Raw genomic sequence first — 24,896 nt, forward strand, 5'->3', positions numbered from 1 at the left:
GCTCCTTCTGTTTCTCAGAACGTGTGGCTGATGCCGAAGTACGTACCCGACTGCTTGCCGCCCGCGGGCGGGTTGTTGTTGGTGGCTTCCACCGAGAAGTTGGCGTTCTCGCTGTTGTAGACCTTGCCCACCGATGCGTAGAGCAGCGTGCGCTTGGAGAGCGCGTAGTTCGCTCCCAGCATGTACAGGTTGGCGCTGCCTGCGTTGCGGTTCTGCGTGACGCGGAACATGGAGCCGATCAACGTCAGCAACGGCGTGATCCTGTAGTTGGCGCCGACCCAGTAGTGATTGGCCTTGCTCGGCGCGCTGAGCGGCGCATCGGGCGCCGACAGCCGCTGGTAGCCGACGAACATCTTCAGGTCGTCGAACAAGGTGGCGGTGCCGCCGAGCGTGAGCTCCTTGGACTGGTTGAAGAGATCGGAGTACTTGCCGTTCTTGTCGCGCGCCACGTCGTAGATGGCACGCACTTCGAACGAGGGCGCGATGTACGACACCGAGATGCCGTCCTTGCGCAGCTTCGTGAAGCCGTCGGTCTGCTCGCCGAGCCCCGTTTGCACGGTGGCGCTGAAGCCGCCCCAGGTCGGCGTCGTGTACTCGACGCCGTTGTCGTTGCCCTGCCAGTTGCGCCCGCGCACCAGCGTCGCGGTGCCGATGAACTGCTGGCCCGTCGGGTCGAGGTACCAGACGTCGTTGGAGATCGACAGGTTCTTGCCCAGCGCCAGCTTGCCCCAGTAGTCCTGCAGGCCGACGTAGGAACGGCGATTCAGCAGCAGGTCGGCGCCGTTGGGCTTGGCCTTGGGCAGGTCGAAACCGCCTTCGAGCACGAAAAAGGCCGCCATTCCGCCGCCCAGGTCTTCGGTGCCCTTCACGCCCAGCATGCTGGTGCCCCATTGGTTCCCGGCCGCGCGCCACAGGTGACCCCTGCCCTGGCCCGCGTCGTTGGCGATGTTGTTCTGGTAATCGGCGCCTGCCACGGCGCGCCCGTAGAGGGTCACGCTGCTCTGGGCCTGGGCGCTCGTCGCGCCGAAGCCGAGGCAGGCAAGGCAGGTGCCGAAGGCGCTCGCCATGGCAATGGATCGCAAATTCATCTTCTTGTCTCCTGTTGTTTTCTGAATGGACAGATGCAGACCGGGGGTCCAGACTGGCGTGCGACCTATTTTTGGCCTTACCAATTTGGTATGACCACTTTGCCATATTGAAGAATTGGCCTTACCAGAACAAACCCTTTTCGGGTTTTCCCGGAGGCATAACTGAGCAATAAGCGGAAAGTAGGCGTTTGGAAATGTCAAACTGGCATGACCACATACGTTTTTCCTGTTTCATCGATCCCATGCAGCCGCCCGCCAAACCCACCGACACGCGCCGCCTCTACCAACAGATCGCGGACCAGATCCGGGCTTTCATCCGCGACCGCAACCTGCCTGCGGGCGCACGGTTGCCGCCCGAGCGGGAACTGGCGCTGCAACTGGGCGTGTCGCGCCCCTCGCTGCGGGAAGCGCTGATCGCCCTGGAAATCGACGGGCGCATCGAGATACGGATGGGTTCAGGCGTCTATGTCTGCGCGTCGCAGGACACCTCGGAGCGCGCAACGCCGGCGGTCGGCGAGAGCCCTTCGGAAATGATGCAGGCCCGCGCAATGCTCGAAGGCTCGGTGGTCACGCTGGCGTCGGCGCGCGTCACGCCGCAGACCCTGGAGCGGGTGAAGGCAACGCTGGAAAGCATGCGCCAGGACGGCCTCAACGGCCGCACGCAAACCGAGAACGACAGGCGTTTTCACATCGCCATTGCGGAGATGACGGGCAATTCCGTTCTGGTCCGGCTGGTGGGGGAACTGTTCGATAGCCGGCACAGCCCGATCTCGTCGCGCATGACCGCGCGCACGGAGGATTCTCACGCCTGGAAGGCGGCGTTCGTCGAGCACGAGGTGATCTATCGCGCACTGGAGGCGCGGGATCCGCAGGCCGCGGTGGCGGCAATGCTGCATCACCTGCATGCCTCACATGCGCGGTGGACTGCGGAGTCCACGTCGGCGTCTGCGGAGTAACAGGCGGAGCGGTTCGGGGGCAAAAGACAGGGTGCTTCAGGGCGGGTGCACAGGCCACCGGGTACTCCCCTCCGCGAATGTCCCCCGCTTCGCTCCTCCTTTATTTCGCTGCGGGGAGCACCCGATGCCCTGCGCACATGGGCACGCTGCGGGCATATCGCTGATCAACGACCGCTCTGAAAACGAGCACGCCGATGGGATGCCTTGCGCAGCGAAATCAAGGAGGAGGCCGCAGGCCGGGGGACATTCGCGGAGCAAGGTACCCCGTCGGCGTGATCGCCGCCCTGAACGCAGCGGCGCCCCCACAAGCCACGCTCAGTCCGCGTAGACGCCCGCCGCCTTGATCACAGGCGTCCACTTCGCGATCTCACCCATCACGAACTTCTTGTGGCCCGCCGGTTCGATGCGGCCATCGGTTGCGACCACCGCGCCCAGCAGTTCTTCGCGCTTGATGAAGTCAGGGTCCTTCAGGGCAACCTTGAGCGCATCGTTGAGCTTCTTCAACACCGGCGCGGGCGTGCCCTTGGGGGCATACAGGCCGTGCCAGATCGTGACCTCGAAGTTCTTCAGGCCCGCTTCGTCGAGCGTGGGCAGGTCCTTCAGCAGCGGCGTTGTCAGGCGCTTGGGCGTGGTCACCGCATAGGCCTTGACCTTCTTCGCCTCGATCTGCGGCGAGGTGTTGGTGCTCTGGTCGCACAGGAGGTCGATCTGCCCGCCGATGAGGTCAGTGATGGCCGGCGCGGTGCCCTTGTAGGGCACGGGCGTCATCTCGGTCTTGGTCGCGCTCTGGAAGAGCAGGCCGCACAGATGCGAGGCCGAGCCCACGCCCGCGTTGCCGATGTTGATCTTGCCCTTGTTGGCGGCGATCCAGGTGCTCAGTTCCTTGTAGTTGTTGGCCGGCAGGCTGGGCTTGGAGATCAGCGTCATCGGCACGTCGTTAACGATTCCCAGGTATTCGAAATCGCTCTCGACCTTGAACGGCACGTTGCGCACCAGCGTCGGCACTGTCGCCATCGCGATGTGGTTCAGCAGCAGCGTGTAGCCATCGGGGTTGGCGCGCGCTACCTTGGCCGCGCCGATGGAGCTGCCCGCACCAGGCACGTTGTCGATGATCACGCTCGCGCCGCCCAGCGGCTTGCGCAATGCTTCGGCGAGGTCACGCGCTACGCGGTCGGTCGGGCCGCCTGCGGCGAAGGGCACGACGATGGTCAGGGGCTTGCCCGCGGGGAAGTCCTGCGCGTGCGCGCCGACAGCCAAGGTGGCAAGGGCGATCGCTGCGAGGGCGAACAGTTTTTTCATGAAGTCTCCGTCAAGGTCAAAGAAGAAAGATTCAGGGTGCGCGCAAAGGCACGCGGCTCTCGAGCGTGGGCGGTTGCCATTCGGGCTTGATGTGGCAGCCGTTCTTGCCGTCGGTGTCATAGCGCGGCGCGAGCGATGCGCAGCGTTGCGCCAGGCTCTGCGGCGTGGGCTTCTCGCCCTTGTCGATCCAGTCCATCAGTGCGCCGAAGAGCGCGGGGTATTCCGAATCGCTGAGATAACTGTGCTCGCGCTCGGCGCTGAAGCTCTGCACCAGGTTGCCCCCGGTGCCGGCCGCGTCGCGGATGCGGCGGTAGGCGTTCTCGAGTTCGACGAACGCGGTCGGGTCGTCGATGGCATGCAGCCCCACCGTGGGCAGCGATGTGCGGCCGGTGGGTTGGCTGTCGGCCGCGAGCGCACCCTTGGCCTGCGGGTCGGCGGCATAGCGCAGCACGCCGGCGTTGAGCGCCGCGTCGTCGGCAGAGCCGCTGTAGACCACGCCGATGTTGCCGAAGGGGTTGCGGCCGTTCAGGCGCTTCTGCACCAGGTCCTGGAACAGCCACGTCGCCCAGTTCAGGTGGCCGACCAGCGAGCGCTCCTGGATCTTCACGACCGAGAGAATCGTCTTCAGGCGTGCCGCCTGCTCGGGCGTGCGCTGCGCGGCGGGCATGCCGATGCCGGTGCATTCCTTGACGCGCGCGGCGAGCTCGGCGCGCGTGAGTTTCGAATCGAGCGGCAGGCCCATCCACAGCGGGTACTGCGATTCGTCCGGGCGCGGGTGGTTGCGGCAGACGTACTGGTAGACCACGCGCAGGTCGAGCCGGAAGTCATAGTTGTTGTTGCCGCCGCCGATCACACCGCTCGTGAGCAGCAAGCCGTCGTAACGGCTCTTCGCATCGCCGACGGGCGCATACAGCTCGGCCGCCTTGGCGGCCACACCGCCGCCGTAGCTCTGGCCGTGCAGCAGCGTGCGCGTGGGCTGGCCGAAGTGGCGCACGAAGATCTGGCGCAGGCGCTCAGTGTCTTCGGCGGCCATCGTCACGCCGTAGCCGCCACGCCGGTAGGTGGAGCCAGCCCAGGCGTAGCCAGCCTTCACGGTGACGGCCCAGCGCTTGAGGTCTTCCTCGCTGCGCTCCAGCTTGGGCGGGCCGGTCTCGGGGCCGCCGTGGGCGTGCATCACGAGCACGCCGCGGTTCCAGTCTTTCGGAATGGCGATCCAGTAGAGCGCGCCCGCGCCGTCTTCACCGGTGTAGCAGCGGGCCGCCTCGGGGACGGGGGCCGGGCAGGTTGCGGGCTTGGGTGCCGTCGAGAGAGCCGCGTGCGCGGACAGCAGAGGGGCCGTGCCGAGCAGGGCGAAGGCAGCAAGGTGCGAGAGGTGTTTTTTCAATGGCGTACTCCGAGTTCGAGCGCCGCGTTCGTTCCTGTCGTGGAAACGAAGCCAAGGACGCCGCTGTTGAAGATGAAATTGCCCGGCCGGCCCGCGTCGGATTGCACCACGCCGGGGACGGGCGTGTCGTAGCTCAACGATGCGGCCGCGCCGCCGAGATTGAAGTCGCTGCCCGCCACCGTCGCCTCGCGGCTCTCGCCCTTCACGCTGTTCATGGCGTAGCTGCCGTCGGCTGCGCCCGCTGCCAGGCTTTGCTGCAAGCTGAAGATGCGCAGGCCCGCGGTGGCGGCCGAGTCTCGCACCAGGTGCAGCGGCACCGCGGCGCCGTTGACGAGTCCGATCACCATCGAGCCGGTGAGCGTGCCGCCGGTGGTCGCAGCGCCGCCGGTCGGCGCGGTGGTGCGCAGGTCGAAGGCGCCGCGCGTGGTGTTGTAGGTGATGTAGCCCTTCTCGGTTTCTGTGCAGTTGGCGTCGTAGACCATGAAGCTGCCGGCGCTGCCTGCCGCGCTGCGGCAGTACTGGAAGGTGCCTGCATTGCGCAGCCGCACCGCGCCAGCGTAGGCTTCCGCGCTGGCCGTGCCCTGCTGCACGCCCACCGTGTTGAAGATGTTCGCCACCGGATTGAAGACCGCGGGCGAGGCCGTGTTCTCGAAGGTGTTCCGGAACGCCACCAGCGGCGCGAAGCCGCCGCCGCTCGGCGCGTTCACGCCGCCCAGCAGCACGCCGCCCGGCGCGAAGCTGAAGACCGCACCGCTCTCGCCGCTCGTGTAGCTGCAACTGCCCTGTGCCACCAGCGAGCCGTTGCGAACCGTGCCCACGGCACGCTGCAGACTGGCGTCGACAGTCACGGTGTAGGCCATGGTGGCCGGGTCGATCTGCACGCGCAGTTCTTCGCCGAAGCTGTCGCCGCCCTTGTAGGTCGTAACGGATGCGGGCAGGTTGGGACAGGCGAGCGGATCGCCAACCTCCGTCACGCAGCTGTAGTTGACGGCCGCATCCAGGCTGCCGGCACCGCGGTACTTGGGCCACGACGGGAACTGGCACAGCGGACGCGTGCGGCCGTAGGTGCCTGCCACCGCATCGACCGCCACGCCGGTGGCGGGCGCGAGGCCGCCCTCGACCCAGCCCTCGAGCGCGGCGAGCGAATCCCAGTTGGGAATGAAGCTGCCGGTGCCGTGGCCCATGCCGGGCACGGTGTAGAAGCGCACGCTCTGGTCGACCGCCGCCTGGCCCACCGTGGCGATGAGCTGCTTGTAGTAGTCGATGGTCGAGTTCGGGCTGATCACTTCATCGGCCAGGCCGTGCAGCATGATGAGCCGGCCGCCGTTGGCAAAGAACGGTGCGAGGTTCGGATTGGTTGCGTCGGTGAGATTCGACACCTCGGTCACCCGCGCGGCATAGCTGCCGGGATCGAGCGGATCGAAGGTCAGCGAATCGAAGCCCGCAATGCGCGTGACGAAGTACTTCACCCACTGGTCGCCTGTGACGTACATGTTGGCGTCTGCCGAAGTAGCCGGGTTGGCCGGCACCGGACGCGTGCCGAGGTCGCGCGTGGTGTACGGGCCCGCGACCAGCGCGCCTTCGAGGATGTTGTAGCCGCCCGCGCGCTTCACGCCGTTGGCGAGCGCGTAGGTCGTGAAGTCGAGCGGCGATTCGATGGTGCGCACCGTGGCGAGCTGCGCATCCGAGAGGCACGTGTTGCCCGTGTCCGCACCGCCGGAGCAGCGCAGCGAGGCGAGGATCTGCGCGTTCAGCAGCCGGCAGCTTTCCACGTTGCTCACGATATTGTCGGCCGCGCCGTCCAGCTTGTCGCAGTCCTGCATCGCGGCCTTCTGCACGAGCAATGTCTTGGCCACGTTCATCCAGCCCGCACCGCCGTTGTTGTACAGCGCGCGCCCCACCGCCACATTCGACAGCCGCGTGCCCGTGTAGTTGAGCGCGGGCTCGTTGGCGATCACGCCGTCGTAGTCCAGCGGCCAGCGCTGGATGTAGCTGAGCGCGTCGCGCCCGCCGGTCGAGGTGCCGAGGAAGTAGGCGTGCTTGGGCTTCATGGCGTAGCGCGCGAACACCAGCGCCTGCGCCACGTCGCGCGTCTTCTTCAGCGACTGGCCGCCGTAGTTGGCCAGTTGCTCGTCGTTGGCCGCGAACCGGCCGTCGGTGATGCTGCTCGACTGGTGGCCCGAGTCGTCGCCGTAAGTGGCGTAGCCGAGCGCGAGCGGCGCGGGCTTGCCGGCGGGGCCGAAACGGATGACCTCGGTGCCGTCGATCAGTACGCCGTCGAAGCCGCCGCCGCCGAAGTGAATGGTCTTCTGGTTCCACTTCTCGGGCAGGTTGACCGCGAAGTTGATGAGCTGCGAGGCCGGGTCCACCGGCTGGATGGTGCCGCGCACGCGGCAGTAGTCGCCCAGTTGATTGCCGGCATCGCCCGCCGCCACGGCCGTGGCGCTGACGACGGTAGCGCCGCCGGTGGGCAGGCTGATCAGCGAGGCGGGCAGGCTCTTGCCCGCGAGGTCTGCGCAGGCCACCACCGGCACCACGGTCGGAGGCGCTGGGTTGTCGGGCGGGCCGCTACCGTCGGCCGGCGGGTTGTTCGGCACGATCGGGAAGAAGCCGCTGCCGCCGCCTCCTCCGCCACCGCCGCCGCCGCAAGCGACCAGGACCAGTGAAACCAGCGAGATGCCGATCGCGGGACCGAACGAACGGCGGGCACGCCGAGCGGCGTCAATCATCGAGAAAATCGAACGGGGGCGCGGTGTGCGCATGTCTTGTCTCCGGCATGCGGCCTCGGTGGGTCGCTCTTTGTTTTGAATGGGCGGCCGGACGATAGATTCGGGGTGACCTAGGGTCAAATAAAATAAAGAGGTCGTTTCAATACAAAAAAAATATGGAGACACCATGGAGATGAGACCGCTCCGGTATTTCGTGGCCGTCGCCGAGACCGGCCACATGACACGCGCCGCCGAGCAACTGGGCATCCAGCAGCCGCCGCTCAGCCTCGCGATCAAGTCGCTGGAACGCGAGCTCGGCGTGCAGCTCTTCAGGCGCCATCCGCGCGGCGTGGCGCTCACCGATGCGGGGCGCCTCTTCCAGGTCGAGGCGCTGCGCATGCTGCAGGACATGGAGGCCATGAAGCAGCGCATGGCGCGTGTGGCCAATGGCGAAGTCGGCACGCTGGCGGTGGGCTTCACCAGCTCGGCAGCGGCGCACCGCTTCGTGCCCGAGGCGCTGCGCGCCTTTCGCCGCGAGCACCCGGGCGTGGAGCTTCAACTGCGCGAGAACAACGCCGCCGAATTGACCGAAGCACTGGCGGCCGGCCGCCTGCACTGCGGCTTGCTGCGCGTGCCGGTGGCGCGGCCCGAGGGCCTGATCTTCGAGACGCTGCTGCGCGAGCCGGTGCTGGTCGCGATGCCCAGCGACCACCGCTTTGCCCTCGCGCGCAGCAAGGCTTCGCGCCCGCTGCCGCTCGCGCGGCTGTGCGAGGAGGGCATCATCCTCGTGCGCCGTCCGGGCGCGCCGGGCCTCTATGCCGAGTTGCTGGCGCTGTGCCACGCCAAGGGCCTGCGCCCGCGTGTGGTGGCCGAGGTGGACCGCATGATGACCAACCTGAATCTCGTGGCCGCGGGCGTCGGCCTGTCGGTGGTGCCGGCCTCGATGACCGGCGTGCACGCACATGCCATCGCCTACACGCGTCTTGCGGACGGCGGCCAGCTCGATGCGCCGCTCACGCTGGTGTCGCGCGTGGAAGAAGACAACCTGCCCGCGCAGCACTTCGCCGCGCTGCTGCGCAGGCATGCAAGCGAGAACCCGGGGTCATGAGCGGCGTCTTCTTGCTGCCCCGTCGCCATTTCGTGCTGCGCAGCACTGGCGCCCTGCTGGCCGCTGCGTGCGGCATGCCTCAGTTGCTGCATGCCGCAACGGCGTCATCGCTTTGGCCGAACCGCCCGATGCGCTTGATCGTGGTCTACCCGCCGGGTGGCGTGAGCGACGGCATGGCGCGCGTGCTGGCCGACCCGCTCTCGCAGGCGCTGGGCGTGCCGGTGCTCATCGAGAACCGCGCCGGCGCGGGCGGCAGCATCGGCATGGATGCGCTCGCGCGCGCCGCGCCCGACGGCAGCACCCTCGCCTTCTCCGCCATCAGCCCGCTCACGCTGCACCCGCTGATCGCGCGCGTGCCCTACGACCCGCTGCGCGCCTTCGCGCCGGTGGCGAGCGTGATGCGCACGCCGGTGCTGGTGGTCGGCACGCCGGCCTTTGCGGGACACGGCTTCGGCGACCTGATCGCGCGCGCCCGCAGCCAACCCGGCGCGGTGCGCTGGGCCACCTCGGGCGTGGCCACCATCGGGCACCTGGTGCTTGCGCAGGTGCGCATGCAGAGCCGCACCGACATCACGCACATCCCGTATGCGGGCGGCGGGCCGCAGCTCAATGACGCGCTCAGCGGGCAGTTCGAGGTGCTCTCGACCAACGTCGCGGCGCAGCAGTTGCAGTACATCGAAGGCGGACGGTTCCAGGCGCTGGCGGTGGGGGCGCCGGCGCGCATCGAGGCGCTACCGTCGGTGCCGACGCTCGCGGAGCTGGGGTACGAACGGGCGAATCGCGATTCGCTTTTTGGCATCTTCGCGCCGGTGCGTACGCCGGTGGCGGTGGTGCAGCGGCTGAATGCGGAGATCAATCGCGTGTTGCGCAGCAATGCGGTGCGCGAGCGGTTGCGTGCTGCGTACAACCTGCCGGCTGGGGGGAGCATCGAGGACTTTGCGCATGAGATCGCCGTGGATCGGCGGCGCAATCGAGTGTTAGTGGCCGGCGATCGGGGGCAGTTCGACTGATCGCCCGATTCTTAGAGGCTACGAAATACACTCCGGAGCGGCTTGATCGAGCACGACCACCAAGCGCTCCACCAGCCGATTCGCATAGGCTTGCCCAGGGTGCATCTCATCCGCCATGTCCTCGGGACCGTAGCGGACATTTCCCCAATCGGCAAAAAGAGATCCGGAAGCGATTGCAACTTGTTGCGTTATCAAGTTGTAGTGATCTCTTTTTCTAATTTTTCGAATCTGACGAGTAAGTCCAGTAATGATCGGGACTCGGCCTTCTCCTTTTGAAATTTCCGCCATTTCATAAAGATAAGTGGCCAAATCTGAGCCAATCATTGCGTCATTGATGCCGTGTTGCAACACAATGAACCTAGTGGTGCGCTGACTTTTTGCAAACTCTTTTGCACGTTGTACTGCGGTGGAGCTAATTACCGAATTATCAACAACTGTATAGGTTGGCCGTAAACGCTTGAGAATCGCAGCTGGCGGCTCAAGCAATCGAGGACCAGGAACAAAACCGCCCCACATGATCGAATCACCTTCCAGTGTCACAGAACATTTATTCTTAGTTTCACTGACTTCTTTGCCGATCGAAAAATTCGAAACGGAGGAAATTGCAATAAAAAATGCAAACCGAATAAAGATTGATTTCACTGAGTCATCCTGAGAAAGCCACCCTGTCGGAGCACTTTCTCAATTTTTATTTATGTGACACGATGGCTTTACCGCCATCGCACCCTTCCCTAAAAACCGAATATTGAATTCAAAAGAGTTCAAATTCCCTGCTTGCATCAATCTTGCTGAGGCTTTCCTCCTCTCAACGCTCTAGAAAGAGCAACTTGGTTTTTTCACTGCGTGCAGCGAATGGCAATCAAATCGGTTTTGCGGAGGTGCGTTCCTGCCAGTGTTCAACAGCGTAGACAACAAAATCGCACCACGCTGATAGCCTGTTCGTAGCGGGCACTCGATTTTCAGTGCCAATTCGGCGGCGCGCATTTGATTGCGTAACTGCTCGATATTTGAGTCTCACGTCGAGTTCGCGGCTACGAAACTCCACCGGGGCGGGCCGCGACGACCATAGACTTGTTTATCGCAACTTCATTACAACAATGTCTAAAAAGCGACTAAGTTGCAATAGTTCTGAATAGTTGCCAAAAGCCGTCTGAAACGGAGCCGCTAAGGCATAGCTTGGCGCCAGCGATACCAAGATCCGTTGGTTTTCACAAATCCCAACCAGATCCAGGAGCAGCTTTCAAAAATTACCCGCAGCTTTTCGTGACGGCCAGAAGCGATCCCCTGGCGAGGCACAGGCAAAGCGAAATTTCGGCGCCGCGTGCGAGCTGGGCGGAGCGGCCGTTATGCCTGGAGCTCAGTAGCTTCCACGCAAACCTACAACGGCAGGGCCACTCGCCAGTGATGCCAAGCGTCCGACGGCCCTGCAACCCATGAGCAGCAAGGCATTGGCTTGGTCTTGCCAAGCCGAGCGTTCCAGCACATCAGCCGGCGCGAGCGATCCAAGAATGCGGTGACCGGCCGCTTTGCGTCCGTGCGGGTATGCAACGCTGGCGGCAACAGGGGAGGCACGTGTGCGTCCCAAGCAGTGGCTGTTCGTTGAGTGGCCTGCAACGCTAAGTCGCGCAAGTACTTCCCCGCCCACCCTGCCAGAAGGCTTCCAATCAGCGGAGCTTCAGCCTCATCCAACGCGACCACGAACGCGATGCGTGACACGCATGCTGCATACCGATGACACCGCGAACGTCGATCGTGTCTAACCGAGGAAAGGTGCGCCAGAGCATTTCGAAGTAGCGCTTGGCTTGCTAGCTTTGCGCAACCCAGAGCCGCGGATAGTCGCTCACGAAACCATCCGCCGTGACCTTCAACACCGCCTCATAGTCGAAGCGTTTCGCCACATACGCGTACTCGCTCTCGCTGCGCCGCTCGTACCTCTGCATCAACTCGCTCAGCACACCGCCGCCATCGAGATCGACCCACGCAGCCGGCGCATCGGCCGCCTCGCCCACCGAGAGATTGAGCCTTCGCAACTGCAGCAGATTGGTCGCAGGCGTAAACCCCAAGTCAAGGTCCACGCAATGCGACAAGTCGGGCACGGCCTCGTCGTTGAGCTTCCAGTGACCATGTGCGTCGCGTGCGATCGACAGCTCGATGGCCGAGTCTCCGAGCCAGCCGCGCACCATGCCCCACTGCGTGTGCCAGTGCAGGTCGCAACGCACCCGGTAGTGCAGCTGGGCGATGCGGCCGCTCTCGTGGCGAAACACCGCGGCGCCGTCGAGCTGCCAGGCCGAGGCATTGCGCTCGAGCCGGCACGCGTCGTGGCCCGGTGCATCGAGCCTGCGCCAGAGGATGGAGGCGACGGTTTGCATGGCGCGGATGATGGCACCGGCATGCGGCGCCGCGCAAGCGCCATCGCTCAAAATGCCCCGCATGACGAAGGCTCTTTTCACCGCGCTCCTCGCTCCTCTGCTCACCCTGCTGGCGGACAGCGCCGCGCATGCGGCGGCGCTGAAGGACGGCGACATCATCTTCCACACCTCGCGCTCGGCCCAGAGCGTGGCCGTGCAGCGCGCCACGGGCTCGCGCTACAGCCACATGGGCATCGTGCTGCTGCGGGACGGCAAGCCCTTCGTCTTCGAGGCGGTCGCTACCGTGCGCTACACGCCGCTCGCGCAATGGACGGCGCGCGGCAACGGCGGGCACTACGTGGTCAAGCGCCTGCGCGATGCCGACAAGCTGCTGACACCCGGCGCCATCGCCCGCCTGCACGCCCGCACCGCCGACTTCGCGGGCCGCCCCTACGACCTGACCTTCGAATGGTCGGACGGCCGCATCTACTGCTCCGAGCTCGTGTGGAAGCTCTACCAGCGCGCGCTGGGCGTGCGCATCGGCGAGCTGCAGAAGATCCGCGAGTTCAACTTGGCCGATGCGGCCGTGCGCGCCAAGATGCGCGAGCGCTACGGCGACAAGGTGCCGATGGACGAACCGGTGATCTCGCCCGTGGCGATGTTCGATTCGCCGCTGCTCGCGACCGTCGAAACGCGCTGACCGGCGACCGTTTCCTGTGCCCCTCGGCGGGCGAAACCCTTCCGGCCGCGAGACAATCGTTTCCGTGAGTTCCCCGCCCCCCTCGACAGGCCCGATCCGCCGCATCGCCCACCTCGACATGGACGCCTTCTACGCGTCGGTCGAGCTGTTGCGCTATCCGCAGCTCAAGGGGCTGCCGGTGGTGATCGGCGGCGGGCGCCGCAGCGTCGACGAGGCCATCCGCAACCTGCCCGAAGGCGGCACGCTGGCCGACATTCCGGTGGATGCCTTCCCTCGGCTGAAGGACTACGCGGGCCGCGGCGTGATCACCACCGCCACCTACCCCGCGCGGCAGTTCGGCATCGGCTCGGCGATGGGACTCATGAAGGCCGCCAAGCTGTGCCCGCAGGCGCTGATCCTGCCGGTCGATTTCGACGAGTACCGGCGCTTCTCGCGCGCCTTCAAGCAGGTGATCCTGGAGATCGCGCCGCTCATGGAAGACCGCGGCGTGGACGAGGTGTACATCGACTTCACCGACGTGCCCGGCGGCCAGCGCGACGGCGGGCGCTCGCTGGCGCGGTTGATCCAGAAATCGATCCTCGATGCCACCGGCCTCACCTGCTCGATCGGCGTCGCACCCAACAAGCTCATCGCCAAGATGGCGAGCGAGTTCAACAAGCCCAATGGCATCTCGGTGGTCTACGAAGGCGACCTGGAGAGCCACATCTGGCCCCTGCCCTGCCGCAAGGTGAACGGCATCGGCCCCAAGGCCGACGAGAAGCTCAAGCGCTTTGGCATCGAGACCGTCGGCCAACTCGCGGCGCGCGATCGCGACTGGCTGATCCAGAACTTCGGCAAGGCCACCGGCGCATGGATGCACGAGGTGTCCTGGGGCCGCGACGACCGGCCGGTGGTGACCGAGAGCGAGCCCGTCTCCATGAGCCGCGAAACCACCTTCGACCGCGACCTGCACGCAGTGCGCGACCGCGCCGAGCTGGGCGCGATCTTCACGCACCTGTGCGAGAAGGTCGCCGAAGACCTGCAGCGCAAGGGCTACGTGGGCAAGACCATCGGCATCAAGCTGCGCTACGACGATTTCAAGATCGCCACGCGCGACCAGACCATCGACCGCTTCACCGCCGACGGCAAGACCATCCGGCAGATCGGCGGGCAGTGCCTGAAGCGCGTGCCGCTGGAGCGACCGCTGCGCCTCTTGGGTGTGCGCGTGGGTGCGCTGGCGAAGGCGGGCAGCCCGGAGGCGCTGGCGCCCACGGGCGCAGCGCGCACGGCGGCAGAACCGGCTGCGACCACCGCGTCGCTCTTCTGAAGAAGCCCCAGTGATCAAACGCTGGCTCCGGCGCATCGCATTCACCCTGCTTGGGTTCGTGCTCGCGGTCGCGCTGTATGTGGCCGTGGCGTTCGCGCTGGTGCTGTGGCCGGCCAATGCAAAGCCGACGCTTCCCGCGGAAGCTCCCGCCGTCGAAGCCTGGGTGCTGAGCAACGGCGTGCACACCGACCTCGTGTTCCCGGTCCGCTCGGCGACCGTCGACTGGCATCGGCTCTTTCCGCTCGCCGACTTCAAGGCCGTGCCGCCCGATGCCGAGTTCATCGCCATCGGCTGGGGCGACCGCGAGTTCTACCTGCACACGCCCACCTGGGCCGACCTGACCGCCTCGCGCGCCTTCGGTGCGCTCGCGGGCGGCAACCGGGCGCTGATGCATGTGACGTACCTGCGCCGCGCGCAGATGCGGCGCGGCGCCTACAAGCTGCCGCTCTCGCAGGCGCAGTACGCGCAGCTCGTGGGCTACGTGCGCGCGTCGCTGCCCTCAGGCCGCGCGGCGCCGATTGCCGGTGCGCACTACGACAGCCAGGATGCCTTCTACGAAGCCGAAGGCGGCTACAACCTCTTCGAGACCTGCAACACCTGGACCGGCCGCGGCCTGCGAAGCGCAGGCGTCAGGACCGGCCGCTGGACGCCGTTCGACTTCAACGTCGTGTGGCACCTGCAACCCGCAACGCCCTGAGCATCGGGGGTTCAGTCCAGCCCATCGAAGTCCGCATCGTCGGGGCCGATATGCGCGGGCGAGCGCCAGCCCGCATCGCGCATCGAACGCGCCACCTGGTGCTCGACGCCCATCAGCACCGCGAACAGCGCCATGCGCACCGGGATGCCGTTGTCGGTCTGCCGGAAGATCGCCAGCCGCGGATCGTGGTTGAGGTCGATGCTGAGGTCGTTCGCGCCGGGGCGCCCATCGCGCGGCAGCGGATGCATGAGGATGGTGTCGGGCTTGCAGAGCGTGTCCACCAGCGCCTTGCGGATCTGGAACTCGGGCGTGTAGCCCTCGATCTCCTCGCCCGCGAAGCGCTCCTTCTGGATGCGGGTGGCGTACACCACGTCGGCGCCGCGCAGCCCCTCCTCGAGCGACTGGGTCTGCTCGATCACATGGCCATTGCGCGCCACCAGGTCCAGCAGGTAGGCCGGCATTTCGAGCGAGGGCGGCGCGATGAGCGTGAATTTCAGGCCCCGGTAGAGCGACAGCAGACGGATCAGCGAATGCACCGTGCGGCCGTACTTCAGGTCGCCGACCATCGCCACGTGCGTGCCGTCGACCAGCTTGCCCATGCGCGAGAACTCGCGCTGGATCGTGTACAGGTCAAGGATGGCCTGGCTCGGATGCTCGCCCGGCCCGTCGCCGGCATTGATGACCGGGATGTTGGTGGCCCGCGCGAATTCGGCCACCGAGCCCTGCTCGGGATGGCGCACCACCAGCGCATCGACGTAGCCGCTCATCACGCGGCTGGTGTCGTAGATCGATTCGCCCTTGGCCATCGACGAGAAGGTGAATCCCGTGGTGTCGCAGACCGTGCCGCCGAGCCGGCAGAACGCGGCGCCGAAGCTCACGCGGGTGCGGGTGCTGGCCTCGAAGAACAGGCTGCCGAGCACCGCGCCTTCGAGCACGCGCGTGACTTTCTGGCGCCGCGCGATCGGCTGCATGACATCGGCCACCTGGAACAAGGCCTCGAGGCTGTCGCGGTCGAACTGCGCGACCGACAACAGGTGCGGGCGCCCCTCCGCCGCAATGCGCTGTGCCAGGGGCCGGTCGTCCGCGCCGGTGGTTGCTTGCGCCTCGCGCTGCAGGATTTCGGCGACGAACTTGCCCACCATTTCGGGCATGGCCCGCGACTCGCCGGAGTCGGCGGGCAGCAGCCAGGTGTCGAGCGCCCGGCGGCGGACACCCAGGCGCTCGGAGAACGCGTCGCGGGTGAGATTGAGACGCCGCATGGCGTCGCGCAGGATGTCTTGTTGCTGGCTCATGGGTGAAATATACGCCATGCGTACAAATTCACCAAACCAATTTACGCAGTGCGTATATCAACCAACACCAGTTCGCCCTTCGAAGGGCCGTGGAGCAACCCTCAGGGCTTCGGCACGCCGGCACGCCACTGCGGCCAGTTCTTCACGATGTGATCGACCACGCGCGTGCCGACCAGCGCGATGTTCTCCACCGTCTCCGCAAAGCCGCCCGCCGTCTCGCCCGGCGCCGGGTCCAGGTGCTGCAGCGTGCTTTCCTTCGGGTTGCCCTGGTCGAAGTTGACCGCGCCGCGCAGGCTCATCACCCGGTCGGTGCCGTGGGTGCGCTTGATCACGAGGGTGATGGCCGCGGCTTCCATTTCGGTGATGACGTAGTCGTCCGCGCCGTAGAGCTTGGCGATGTACTGCGCCTGCTTCGACATGCCGGGGCCATGGAAGAAGGTGTCGCCGGTCATGTGGGTGCCGGTGCCGACGAAGGGCGCGCGGCGCGCCGCGGCGTCCGGGTAGCGCAGGCGGTACTTGCGGGCGGCGTCGGAGTCTTTCAGTGGCGTGTCGGCCGAGAGCTTCATGGCCCAGCCGACGAGGTCGGGGTTGAGCTTGAAGCGGCGGTAGTCCTCGTAGCCCTTGCGCGGCATGAAGGTGGGCTCGCCCGCCTTGTTTTCCTCGGGCGCCCAACGGTGGCCGAGGTCGTAGTCCACGAGCCAGGTGGCCCAGCTCACTTCTCCGATGGTGCCGCGCGAAGGCGGCGTGCCGGCCACGCCGGAGATCACGTAGTAGGCGTCGGAGAAATCGAACTGCGGGTTCAGCAGGATCGCCTGCATCGACGACGACGAGTTGACCTTGCCCATGCCGAGCACCGCGCCGCACACGCCATCGGTGTTGCAGTACACGGGCTGCAGCGCGCCGGGCACGGCCATCGGCTTCGCGCCCTTCCAGTAGCGCTCGTACCAGTACTGGAACTCACCGGCGCGGTCGCCGGTGTTCTGGCCGATCTCGAACATGGCGGCGACGAAGACCTTGACCTTGACGGGCGCGGCCGGTGCGGTCGCCGATGTCGATGCAGGCGAGGTCGAAGCACAGGCCGTGGCGAGCAGCGCCGCGGCGCACAGCGCCGACCAGCGGGCGCAGAGAGAGGTCCAACGAGGAAGCATGATTTTTCGGGCGGAGATAAGTGGAAGGGAGGGCACCAACAGCTTGCGGCGTCCTACACCGGGCGATTCTCGGTGCTGGCACAAGCGGATGCATCTCCAGACGCAAACCCCATGCCGGCCTCCACCTCGCCCGTTCCCAGACCGCCCGCCAAGGCTCCCTCCAAACCCACGCCCATCGCCAACGGCCTGGTCTACGTGAACCCCGACATGCCCGGCATCGCGCGCCTGAAGCACGGCGAGCGCTTCCGCTACCGCGATGCGAAGGGCCGATGGGTGCGCGACGTGGACGAGCTCTCGCGCATCCGCATGCTGGCCATTCCGCCGGCCTACACGCAGGTATGGATCTGCCCCCTGCCCAACGGCCACCTGCAGGCGACCGGCATCGACGCGCGCGGCCGCAAGCAGTACCGCTACCACGCCGACTGGCGCGTGATGAAGGACGAGACCAAGTTCGAGCGGCTCGAAGCCTTCGCGCTCGCATTGCCGCGCATCCGCGCCCGCGTCGCGCGCGACCTGCAGCCCGAAAAGGGCCGGAAGATACCCGGCCGCCGACAGGTGCTCGCCGCGCTGGTGCGCCTGCTCGACACCACGCTGTTGCGCGTGGGCAACGAGGAATACGCGAACACCAACGGCTCCTTCGGCCTCACCACGCTGCGCAACCGCCACGCGGCCGTGCAGGGCACGGCGCTCCGGCTGCGCTTCAAGGGCAAGAGCGGCGTGATGCACGAGGCGAAGCTGGACGACCCGCGCGTGGCGAAGGTGGTGCGCCAGTGCCAGCAACTGCCGGGGCAGGCGCTCTTCCAGTACGCGGACGAAGACGGCGAGCTGCGCGGCGTGTCGTCCACCGACGTCAACGACTACATCGCCGAAGCGGGGGAAGGCGCGGAAGGCACCGAAGGCGACCGCTTCACCGCCAAGGACTTCCGCACCTGGCACGGCACGGTGCAGGCGCTGGAACTCACGCGCCTGGCGTGCGAGCCAGGCCGCGTCGCAGTCGATGGGAGCCGCTACAGCGCCAAGGACATCCTCGCGGCGGTCGCCAAGCAGTTGGGCAACACACCGGCCGTCTGCAAGAAGGCATACGTGCACCCGGCGGTGCTGGCGCTGGGCAGTGCGCTCGCGAAGGACAACGAAGACGCGGCCACCGCGCTGTTCGAAAAGATTGCCGGCCGCCCGACGGCCAAGCCTTCGCGCGGGCTCTATGCGGCGGAGCGGCGGCTGCTGGCATTCCTGCGGACGCACCGGCAGGCGCAGGCGCGCGAACGACGTGCCGAGGGGCGGGCCAACCGGCGGTCCGCCACCGGCCCGCCGCGTCGATCTCAGCCGGTCGCGAGCGCGAAGCGCACGCTCTCGCCTTCCAGCGCAATGGCGTAGCCCATGTCCTCGGCGAGGTTCTGCAGCGCGACGGCATCGATGGCCAGCGCGCGCGGCGCGCGGTGCGCATCGAGCACCGGGTTCGCGCCACCGGCCTCGCGCGGCACCGCGACGAAGCGCAGCGCATCGCTGCCGACCGGCTCGACGCGGATCGCGCCGGCTTCGGCCGCGCTGTCGTGCAGGTAGCCCAGCGCACCCAGGAACAGGTAGCGCAGCGCGGCCGCGGCGGGCCAGCGAGGCTCGTCTTCCTGTGGGTCGAGCGCGGCGTCGACATCGAGCATCACGCCGTGCAGGTCGAAGGCCGAGCGCATCAGGTTCACGCACTGGGCCACCAGCGCGCTGCGGGTGATGCCGTCGTCGGTGGTGGCCAGCTCCCAGTCGCGCAGCGACCGGATGGCTTCCACCAGTTCCGAGACCTGGTTGTCGATGAGCGCCACGCGCTCTTCGCACGCGGCACGATCGATGGGGTTGGCTGCGACCTGGCGCTTGAGCATCAGCACCGCCATGCGCACCACCGAGACGGGCGCGGCCATGTCATGGCGCAGGGCTGGCAGGGCGCGTGTGAGCAGTTCGTGGCGCACGCCGGCAGCGATCCAGCTGCGCGCTCCGGGCGAGGACTTCATTGCGCTGCAGCCCTGGTCGGGGCGCAGCCCACACGGCGGAGGGCGGCTGGAGGCGTGGTCACTGGGAAACTTCCTGAAAAGCGGGGAACAAGGCGATGAGTATCGTGCGCCCCTCCCCGCCCCGATGTAGGAGCGTGCCTACGCCTTGCGCCGCCCCGCCGCCTCATTCGGGACGTCAGGGTTTTCCGAGGTAGGTGCGCACGTCCTTCACCTCGACACCCGCGGCCGCGACGGCCGAGCGCAGTTGCGCCTCGGTCACGCCCAGCGTCTGCGTCCAGTAGCGGACCTCGTGGGATTCATTGACGTTGATGCGGGCTGCATCCTGCGGTCCGCGCTTGCTCAGGTCATCGGCCATGGTGTGGATTCCTTGTTGAAGGCCACCACGATGCAGCCTCCGCGGGCGCCCGGCTGGCGGACGGCAGCGCACCTCCTTGCAGGATAAATCCGAGGATGCGCCGCAGAGGTTGGAGATGTCCGGAAGCAGCGCGCCCGCGCGGGGCGCGACGCCTATCGTCGGCCGCTCCCCTCACTCCGACCACCAACACAGCAATGACACCCGAACAGAACAAGCGCGCCGTCACCGAGGCATGGAAGGCGTTCGCGAGCCGCGACGCGGCGCGCATCCGCGCCGCATTCACTGACGATGCCGAATGGCTCGCGCCGAAGGACAACGCCACCGGCGTGGCGCTCGGCTTCACCGACCACATGATCGGACCCGACACGATTGTGCGGTTCCTCGTCGAAGAATTTCCGAAGCTCTTCGTGGCCGACGTCTCGGTGGACTTCACCCACCTGCTCTGCGACGGCGACACCGTGGTGCTCGAAATGCGCCTGCAGGCCACGCTCGCCAACGGTCGGCACTACGACAACGATTACTGCTTCATCCTCGAGTTGCGCCAAGGCCGCATCGCCCGGATGCGCGAGTACATGGACACGCAGAAGGGCCGCCGCATCGTCATCGGCGACCTGCCCGCAAATCTCAGGGCTGCCGGGCCCGCGCTTGCAGTTCCCGCTTGAGCAGCTTGCCGTTGGCGGTGGTCGGCATCGCGTCGATCACCTCGATGCGGGCCGGCCGCTTGTAGGGCGAGAGGTGCTCGGCAAGATAGGCACGCAGCGCGGTCTCGTCGAGCGAGGCGCCAAGCTTCATCTCGGCGAAGGCGACGATCTGCTCGTTGCCGTCGGCCTCCGGCACGCCGACCACGGCGCAGAGGTGCACGCCCTCGAAACGGCCGATCACCCCCTCGATCTCCGCCGGGTACACGTTGAAGCCCGAGCGGATGATCATTTCCTTCAGCCGCCCGACCACGAACAGCGCGCCGTCGTCGCCGAAGCGCCCGAGGTCGCCGGTGGCGTACCAGCCGCCGGGCCGCATCACCTGCGCGGTGGCCGCGGCATCGCGGAAGTAGCCGAGCATCAGGCCGGGGCCGCGCAGCCAGATTTCTCCGGTCTCGCCGTTCTGCACCTCCTGGCCGTCGATGCCCACGATGCGCGCCTCCCCGCCCTCGACCGCGTGGCCGGCCGCGGTGTCCGCTCGCGGCGCCTCAGTGCGCGTGAGGAACACCGAGCCCGCGTACTCCGAGAGGCCGTAGCCGTAGTGCAGCGGTTGGCCGAACAGGTGCTCCACGCGCCGCTTGAGCCCGAGGTCGAGCGGCGCGGAGCCGGTGTAGACGTAGCGCAGCCGCGGGAAGCGCGGCACCACGCGCTCGGACTCGATGTGCGCCAGCAGCCGCGCATACATCGTCGGCGGCCCGAGCAGGTTCGACACCTCCTCGTGCGCCAGCGCCTGCAGCACATCGGCCGGCGAGAAGCTGCCGCGCAGCACCAGCGACGCACCGCCCGTGAGCGCGGCCGTCAGCACCGTGCCGATGCCGAAGATGTGCGTCATCGGCAGGAACGCGTAGACACGGTCGCGCGAGTCAAGCGACCGCACGCTGGCCGACACGCGCCCGAAATGCAGCAGACCGCGGTGCGACACCATCACGCCCTTTGGCGTGCCTGATGTGCCCGACGTGAAGATGATCGCGGCCGTATCGGCCAGCGCCGCATCGGGCTCCGGCTGTGCCTCGGCGCGAACGGACGAGTACATGACACCCGGCAGTCTGGCCGGCGTTGCGGCTGCGCGCTCCGCATGCAGCCGCGCGGCCGCCGAGGCGCCGGCCGTGAAGCAGCAAAGGCGCGCATCCGCACGCTCGACGATGGCCGCGATCTCGCCCGGAGACATGCGCGCATTCACGCCGCACGACCACGCGCCGACGCGGCTGCACGCCATCAGCAGCGCGATGTGCGCGGCGCAGTTCTCGGCGACCAGCACCACGCGGTCGGTCGGGCGAACGCCGGCGTCCAGCAGGTCTTGCGTCGCCGTCTCGGCCATCGCCTGCAGGGCCACGTAGGTCGTGGTTCCGCCGGGTTCGAAAAGGAAGACCGCCTCCGGCGTGCGAGCCGCGCGTTCTTCGAGCAGGCTGTGAATGCGGTGGTGCATCGGCTATTCCGCCTCGATGCCCTTGGACGCCGTCGCCCAGAGCTTGCGATCCGACTGCCCCTTGGTCGCGAGCAATTCGGCCCCGCCCGACCACACGTCGTAGCCCTGCTCGCGCAGGCGGCTCGCGATGTCTTCGCGCGCCAGCATCTTGTGCGCCGCCGCGTTGATGCGCGCGACCAGCGCCGGGTCCATGCGCGCCGGCCCGTAGAGCCCGAACCAGCCGCCCACGTCGTAGTCGGCCACGCCCGATTCGATCATCGTCGGCACGTCGGGCAGCATGCGGTTGCGCTGCCGCGAGGTGACCGCCAGCGCGCGGAGGCGCCCCGACTGGATGAAGGGCCGCGAGGTCGCGATGATGTCGAACATCATCGGCACCGTGCCCGCCATCACGTCGGCGAGCGCGGGCGCGCTGCCCTTGTAGGGCACGTGCGTGAGCTGCACGCCGGTCATCTTCTCCAGCAGTGCGCCGCTCAAGTGGTTGGAGGCACCCACGCCGGCCGAGCCGTAGAAGAGCTTGCCGGGCTTGGCCTTCGCATAGGCCAGCAGCTCGGCCACGTTGCGCACCGGCAGGTCCTTGTTGACCACGAGCACATTGGTGTAGTCCACCAGCGGCGCGATGGGCGTCAGGTCCTTCATCGGATCGAAGGGCATGTTGCGCTGCACGTTCGGGTTGATCGTGATGGTCGGGCTCGCGCCGAGGAAGAGCATCGCGCCATCGGGCGGCGCCTTGGCGACCGCATTGCCGCCGAGCGAACCGCCCGCGCCGGGGCGGTTGTCGACGATCACCTGCGTGCCGAGTTCCTGCGACAGCGCCGGCGCGAGCAGGCGCGCCGCGCCGTCGACCGGTCCGCCGGCGGAATAGCCGACGACGAGCTTGATGAGCGAAGGCAGCGGCGGCTGCTGCTGCGCGAAAGCGCGCGAGGGCAACACGGACAGCAATGCGCTGCCCGCCAGCGCGGCGACGGCATGGCGCCGTGTGAGGTCGAGGGATGGCATGGGCGTTGTCTCCTGTTGTGTATTTCTTCGGCGCCTCGCACCGCTCAGGCCGGCAGCTCAAGCACTTGCCGCGCGAGGATGTTGCGCTGTATCTCGTTCGTGCCGCCGTAGATCATTGCGGCCGTCGAACCGATGAGTGGCGAGAGCACGTTGAAGGTCTGCCCGTCGAGCACCTGATCGCCCGCGACAGCGCCCTGCTCTTCGCCGGCCTCGACCAGCAGAGCGCCGATGCGGTGGTAGGTCTCGCTCGCCCAGATCTTCAGCAGCGACACCGATGCGGGCAGCGGCTTGCCCGCACGCACGATGTCGGCGAAGCTGGTGTAGGCAGCAGTGAGGTCAGCCACATCGAGCCTGAGCGCCGCGAAGCGTTGCGCGAACACCGGGTCCGCGAACAGGCGCCGCGCCTCCGCGAGCCGCGCAAGCTGCCCCAGCGCGTACTGCGACTGCTTGGGGCTGCCGAGGAAGATGCGCTCGAAACCCAGCAGCGCCTTCGCGATCGTCCAGCCGCCATGCAGCTTGCCGACGAGGTTCTCCGCCGGCACGCGCACGTTGTCGAAGAACACCTCGCAGAACTCCGGCTCGCCCGCCAGCGTGTGGATCGGCCGCACCGTGATGCCCGGCGTGCGCAGGTCGCACAAAAGGAAGCTGATGCCCTCTTGCTTGCGCGCCGCCTTGTCGGTGCGCACGAGCATGAAGATGTGGTTGGCGTCCTGCGCGAGCGTGGTCCAGATCTTCTGGCCGTTGACGATGAAGTGATCGCCTTCGGCATCGCGCCCTGCAACGGCCTCGGTGCGCAGGCCCGCGAGATCGGAGCCGGCATTGGGCTCCGAATAGCCTTGGCACCAGACGTGCTCGCCGCGGAGGATGCGCGGCAGAAAACGCTGCTGCTGTTCGGGCGTGCCGTGCTGGATGAGCAGCGGCCCGATCATCACGATGCCCTGGTCGGGCGCGCGCGCCACGCCGTATTGCTCCAGTTCCTCGATCCACGCGATGAGCTTGTCGGCCGGCAGGCCCATGCCGCCATGCGCCTCTGGCCAGGCCGGGGCGATCCAGCCCTGTGCGGACAGCGTGAGATACCACTCGCGCATCTCGCTCCATCGCGCGCGGTGCGAGAGATAGCGCAGCGCCTGCGGATAGCGCTGCTGCAGGAAGCCGCGCACCATGCGGCGGAACTCGGCCTCGGGCATGGCGGACCAGTCGGCGGTGCGGGGGAATTCGCCGGTCCACGCGGCGGTGTTTGCCGTTGCCTCGCCTTCGCTCGTGAGTGCAGCGTGCCGATGCTGGTGCGCGGTGACGTTGCCCAGCCATGCCGAGAGGCACAGCACGCGCTTGTAGAACAGGCTCAGGTCGCATTCCTGCGTGTAGCCGATGGCGCCGTGCAACTGCACGGAGGTGCGCGAGGCCTGCAACGCGGCGGCCGTGCAGCGTGCATTGACGCGGCTCGCCTCGGCTTCAAGCCTTTCCACCGGCAGCCCCACACCGGCCAGCGCCAGCACTTCGTTCAACGTGGCCTGCGCGACTTCGAGGTGGATGAACATGTCGACGCACCGATGCTGCAAGACCTGGAAGCTGCCGATGGGCTTGCCGAACTGCGAGCGCGTGCGCAGGTAGGCCAGCGTCTGCGCGAGCATCGCTTGCCCCGCGCCGAGCAGCTCGGCCGCCTGCAGGATCTGGCCGGCTGCGAGCGCATGGCGCAACGCTTCTTGCGCGGCCGGCCCTTTGGCCAGCACCGTATCGGGCGGCAATGCGACCTGCTCGAAGCGCAGGCTCGATGCCTGTCCGCCATCGACCAAAGGCATCCGCGTTTCCGTCACGCCTTCGGTGCCGCGCGGCACCCAGAGGATCACCGCGTCGTCGTCGCCGCGCGCCGACACCAGCCAGCCGCTGGCGGCACTGCCGGGCAACACCATGAGCTTTTCGCCTTGCAGCAGCACACCGCCACGCCGTTCTTCGCAACCGCAGGCGAGCGGCACCGCGCTCAGGTCGCCGGCACTCTCCTGCCAAGCCAGAGCGGGCAAGCTGCGGCCTGCAACCAAGTCGGCGAGCAATACACGGGCGGCGGGAGAGTCCAGCCGTGCGAGCAACAACGCGCTGAGGCCAGCAACAGCCAGCAATGGTTCGGGCGCCGCATGCTCGCCAGCCGCGCGCAGGATTTCCGCCGCGCCATCCAGTTCCATCCCCAGGCCGCCCACAGACTCGGGTGCCAGCATGCCGGCCCAGCCCAGTTCCGCCATCGCGCGCCAACCCTCCGCTTCACCCGCATCGGGCCGCTCCATCAACGCCCGTCGTCTTTGGGTCGCGCGGCTGCGCACGAAGTAGTCGAGCGCCGCTTCGCGCATTGCCGAGAGTGATTCGATATCCATAGCTGCAGCGTGGCAGA

21 protein-coding genes are annotated in these 24,896 nt (G+C 67.1%); 8 read left to right on the forward strand and 13 right to left on the reverse strand.

Annotation, left to right across the window (positions count from 1 at the left end; genetic code table 11):
• Positions 1 to 14: 14 nt before the first annotated feature.
• Complete coding sequence (locus QFZ83_RS21405) at positions 15 to 1,088, reverse strand: porin (RefSeq protein ID WP_307509853.1); 1,074 nt, start codon at positions 1,086 to 1,088, stop codon at positions 15 to 17.
• Between the two features lie 242 nt (positions 1,089 to 1,330).
• On the opposite strand from QFZ83_RS21405, the gene QFZ83_RS21410 reads away from it, so the two are divergent.
• Positions 1,331 to 2,044, forward strand: coding sequence for a FadR/GntR family transcriptional regulator (locus tag QFZ83_RS21410; protein ID WP_307512785.1), 714 nt, complete (start codon positions 1,331 to 1,333; stop codon positions 2,042 to 2,044).
• A 315-nt stretch (positions 2,045 to 2,359) separates the two neighbouring features.
• Here QFZ83_RS21410 and QFZ83_RS21415 read toward each other — a convergent pair whose 3' ends face one another.
• The 3 genes from QFZ83_RS21415 to QFZ83_RS21425 are packed head-to-tail and all read right to left on the reverse strand — an operon-like array spanning position 2,360 to position 7,456.
• Positions 2,360 to 3,343 carry a tripartite tricarboxylate transporter substrate-binding protein gene (locus QFZ83_RS21415; protein ID WP_307509856.1) on the reverse strand — a complete coding sequence of 328 codons (984 nt, stop codon included), beginning with the start codon at positions 3,341 to 3,343 and terminating at the stop codon, positions 2,360 to 2,362.
• A 31-nt stretch (positions 3,344 to 3,374) separates the two neighbouring features.
• Positions 3,375 to 4,727, reverse strand: a complete 1,353-nt coding sequence (locus QFZ83_RS21420) for a S9 family peptidase (RefSeq protein ID WP_307509858.1) — start codon at positions 4,725 to 4,727, stop codon at positions 3,375 to 3,377.
• Positions 4,724 to 7,456: a tannase/feruloyl esterase family alpha/beta hydrolase gene (locus QFZ83_RS21425; RefSeq protein ID WP_307509862.1), complete on the reverse strand. Its 2,733-nt coding sequence runs from the start codon at positions 7,454 to 7,456 to the stop codon at positions 4,724 to 4,726. Before QFZ83_RS21425 ends, QFZ83_RS21420 begins: the two co-directional genes overlap by 4 nt.
• 166 nt (positions 7,457 to 7,622) lie before the next feature.
• Between QFZ83_RS21425 and QFZ83_RS21430 the strand changes: the two genes are divergently transcribed.
• Positions 7,623 to 8,543, forward strand: a complete 921-nt coding sequence (locus tag QFZ83_RS21430; RefSeq protein WP_306879952.1) for a LysR substrate-binding domain-containing protein — start codon at positions 7,623 to 7,625, stop codon at positions 8,541 to 8,543.
• On the forward strand, positions 8,540 to 9,553 hold the full coding sequence (locus QFZ83_RS21435) for a tripartite tricarboxylate transporter substrate binding protein (RefSeq protein WP_306879953.1): 1,014 nt from the start codon (positions 8,540 to 8,542) through the stop codon (positions 9,551 to 9,553). The genes QFZ83_RS21430 and QFZ83_RS21435 overlap by 4 nt, the downstream gene beginning before the upstream one ends.
• 18 nt (positions 9,554 to 9,571) lie before the next feature.
• Here QFZ83_RS21435 and QFZ83_RS21440 read toward each other — a convergent pair whose 3' ends face one another.
• Both QFZ83_RS21440 and QFZ83_RS21445 read right to left on the reverse strand, forming a co-directional pair.
• Positions 9,572 to 10,195, reverse strand: a complete 624-nt coding sequence (locus QFZ83_RS21440; RefSeq protein WP_307509865.1) for a hypothetical protein — start codon at positions 10,193 to 10,195, stop codon at positions 9,572 to 9,574.
• Positions 10,196 to 11,358: 1,163 nt separating this feature from the next.
• On the reverse strand, positions 11,359 to 11,922 hold the full coding sequence (locus QFZ83_RS21445; protein WP_307509868.1) for a putative glycolipid-binding domain-containing protein: 564 nt from the start codon (positions 11,920 to 11,922) through the stop codon (positions 11,359 to 11,361).
• Positions 11,923 to 11,983: 61 nt separating this feature from the next.
• Here QFZ83_RS21445 and QFZ83_RS21450 point away from each other — a divergent pair, with 61 nt between their 5' ends.
• The 3 genes from QFZ83_RS21450 to QFZ83_RS21460 all read left to right on the forward strand — a co-directional run bounded on the left by QFZ83_RS21450 (position 11,984) and on the right by QFZ83_RS21460 (position 14,604).
• Positions 11,984 to 12,601, forward strand: coding sequence for a YiiX family permuted papain-like enzyme (locus QFZ83_RS21450; RefSeq protein ID WP_307509871.1), 618 nt, complete (start codon positions 11,984 to 11,986; stop codon positions 12,599 to 12,601).
• Between the two features lie 64 nt (positions 12,602 to 12,665).
• On the forward strand, positions 12,666 to 13,907 hold the full coding sequence (locus QFZ83_RS21455; RefSeq protein WP_306879958.1) for a DNA polymerase IV: 1,242 nt from the start codon (positions 12,666 to 12,668) through the stop codon (positions 13,905 to 13,907).
• A gap of 10 nt (positions 13,908 to 13,917) precedes the next feature.
• Entirely contained in the window at positions 13,918 to 14,604 is a 687-nt protein-coding gene (locus QFZ83_RS21460; RefSeq protein ID WP_307509875.1) for a TIGR02117 family protein, read from the forward strand.
• An 11-nt stretch (positions 14,605 to 14,615) separates the two neighbouring features.
• Here the strand turns inward: QFZ83_RS21460 and QFZ83_RS21465 are convergent, their stop codons facing one another.
• Together QFZ83_RS21465 and QFZ83_RS21470 are read right to left on the reverse strand one after the other, a co-directional pair.
• A complete protein-coding gene (locus tag QFZ83_RS21465) occupies positions 14,616 to 15,896 on the reverse strand; it encodes an aspartate carbamoyltransferase (RefSeq protein ID WP_041942804.1) in 1,281 nt (426 codons plus the stop codon).
• Between the two features lie 101 nt (positions 15,897 to 15,997).
• Positions 15,998 to 17,044 (reverse strand): purine nucleoside permease, encoded by a 1,047-nt coding sequence (locus QFZ83_RS21470; protein WP_307509879.1) that lies wholly within the window; start codon positions 17,042 to 17,044, stop codon positions 15,998 to 16,000.
• A gap of 111 nt (positions 17,045 to 17,155) precedes the next feature.
• On the opposite strand from QFZ83_RS21470, the gene QFZ83_RS21475 reads away from it, so the two are divergent.
• Positions 17,156 to 18,418, forward strand: a complete 1,263-nt coding sequence (locus QFZ83_RS21475; RefSeq protein ID WP_307509881.1) for a DNA topoisomerase IB — start codon at positions 17,156 to 17,158, stop codon at positions 18,416 to 18,418.
• On the opposite strand, the gene QFZ83_RS21480 is transcribed toward QFZ83_RS21475, so the two are convergent.
• Both QFZ83_RS21480 and QFZ83_RS21485 read right to left on the reverse strand, forming a co-directional pair.
• On the reverse strand, positions 18,364 to 19,041 hold the full coding sequence (locus QFZ83_RS21480) for a hypothetical protein (protein ID WP_307509884.1): 678 nt from the start codon (positions 19,039 to 19,041) through the stop codon (positions 18,364 to 18,366). The genes QFZ83_RS21475 and QFZ83_RS21480 overlap by 55 nt on opposite strands.
• A gap of 175 nt (positions 19,042 to 19,216) precedes the next feature.
• Positions 19,217 to 19,396, reverse strand: a complete 180-nt coding sequence (locus tag QFZ83_RS21485) for a DUF3606 domain-containing protein (RefSeq protein ID WP_013539873.1) — start codon at positions 19,394 to 19,396, stop codon at positions 19,217 to 19,219.
• 194 nt (positions 19,397 to 19,590) lie between these two features.
• Between QFZ83_RS21485 and QFZ83_RS21490 the strand changes: the two genes are divergently transcribed.
• On the forward strand, positions 19,591 to 20,058 hold the full coding sequence (locus QFZ83_RS21490) for a nuclear transport factor 2 family protein (RefSeq protein ID WP_307509888.1): 468 nt from the start codon (positions 19,591 to 19,593) through the stop codon (positions 20,056 to 20,058).
• Here the strand turns inward: QFZ83_RS21490 and QFZ83_RS21495 are convergent.
• From QFZ83_RS21495 to QFZ83_RS21505, 3 genes are read right to left on the reverse strand one after another with little or no spacing between them, the layout of a single operon-like run.
• On the reverse strand, positions 20,021 to 21,520 hold the full coding sequence (locus QFZ83_RS21495) for a class I adenylate-forming enzyme family protein (protein WP_307509891.1): 1,500 nt from the start codon (positions 21,518 to 21,520) through the stop codon (positions 20,021 to 20,023). The two genes, QFZ83_RS21490 and QFZ83_RS21495, sit on opposite strands and share 38 nt — an antisense overlap.
• Before the next feature lie 3 nt (positions 21,521 to 21,523).
• On the reverse strand, positions 21,524 to 22,516 hold the full coding sequence (locus QFZ83_RS21500; protein ID WP_307509894.1) for a tripartite tricarboxylate transporter substrate binding protein: 993 nt from the start codon (positions 22,514 to 22,516) through the stop codon (positions 21,524 to 21,526).
• 44 nt (positions 22,517 to 22,560) lie between these two features.
• Complete coding sequence (locus QFZ83_RS21505) at positions 22,561 to 24,879, reverse strand: acyl-CoA dehydrogenase (protein ID WP_307509896.1); 2,319 nt, start codon at positions 24,877 to 24,879, stop codon at positions 22,561 to 22,563.
• Positions 24,880 to 24,896: the final 17 nt, after the last annotated feature.

This window comes from Variovorax sp. W1I1 (assembly GCF_030815625.1).
GTDB lineage: Bacteria > Pseudomonadota > Gammaproteobacteria > Burkholderiales > Burkholderiaceae_C > Variovorax > Variovorax paradoxus_C.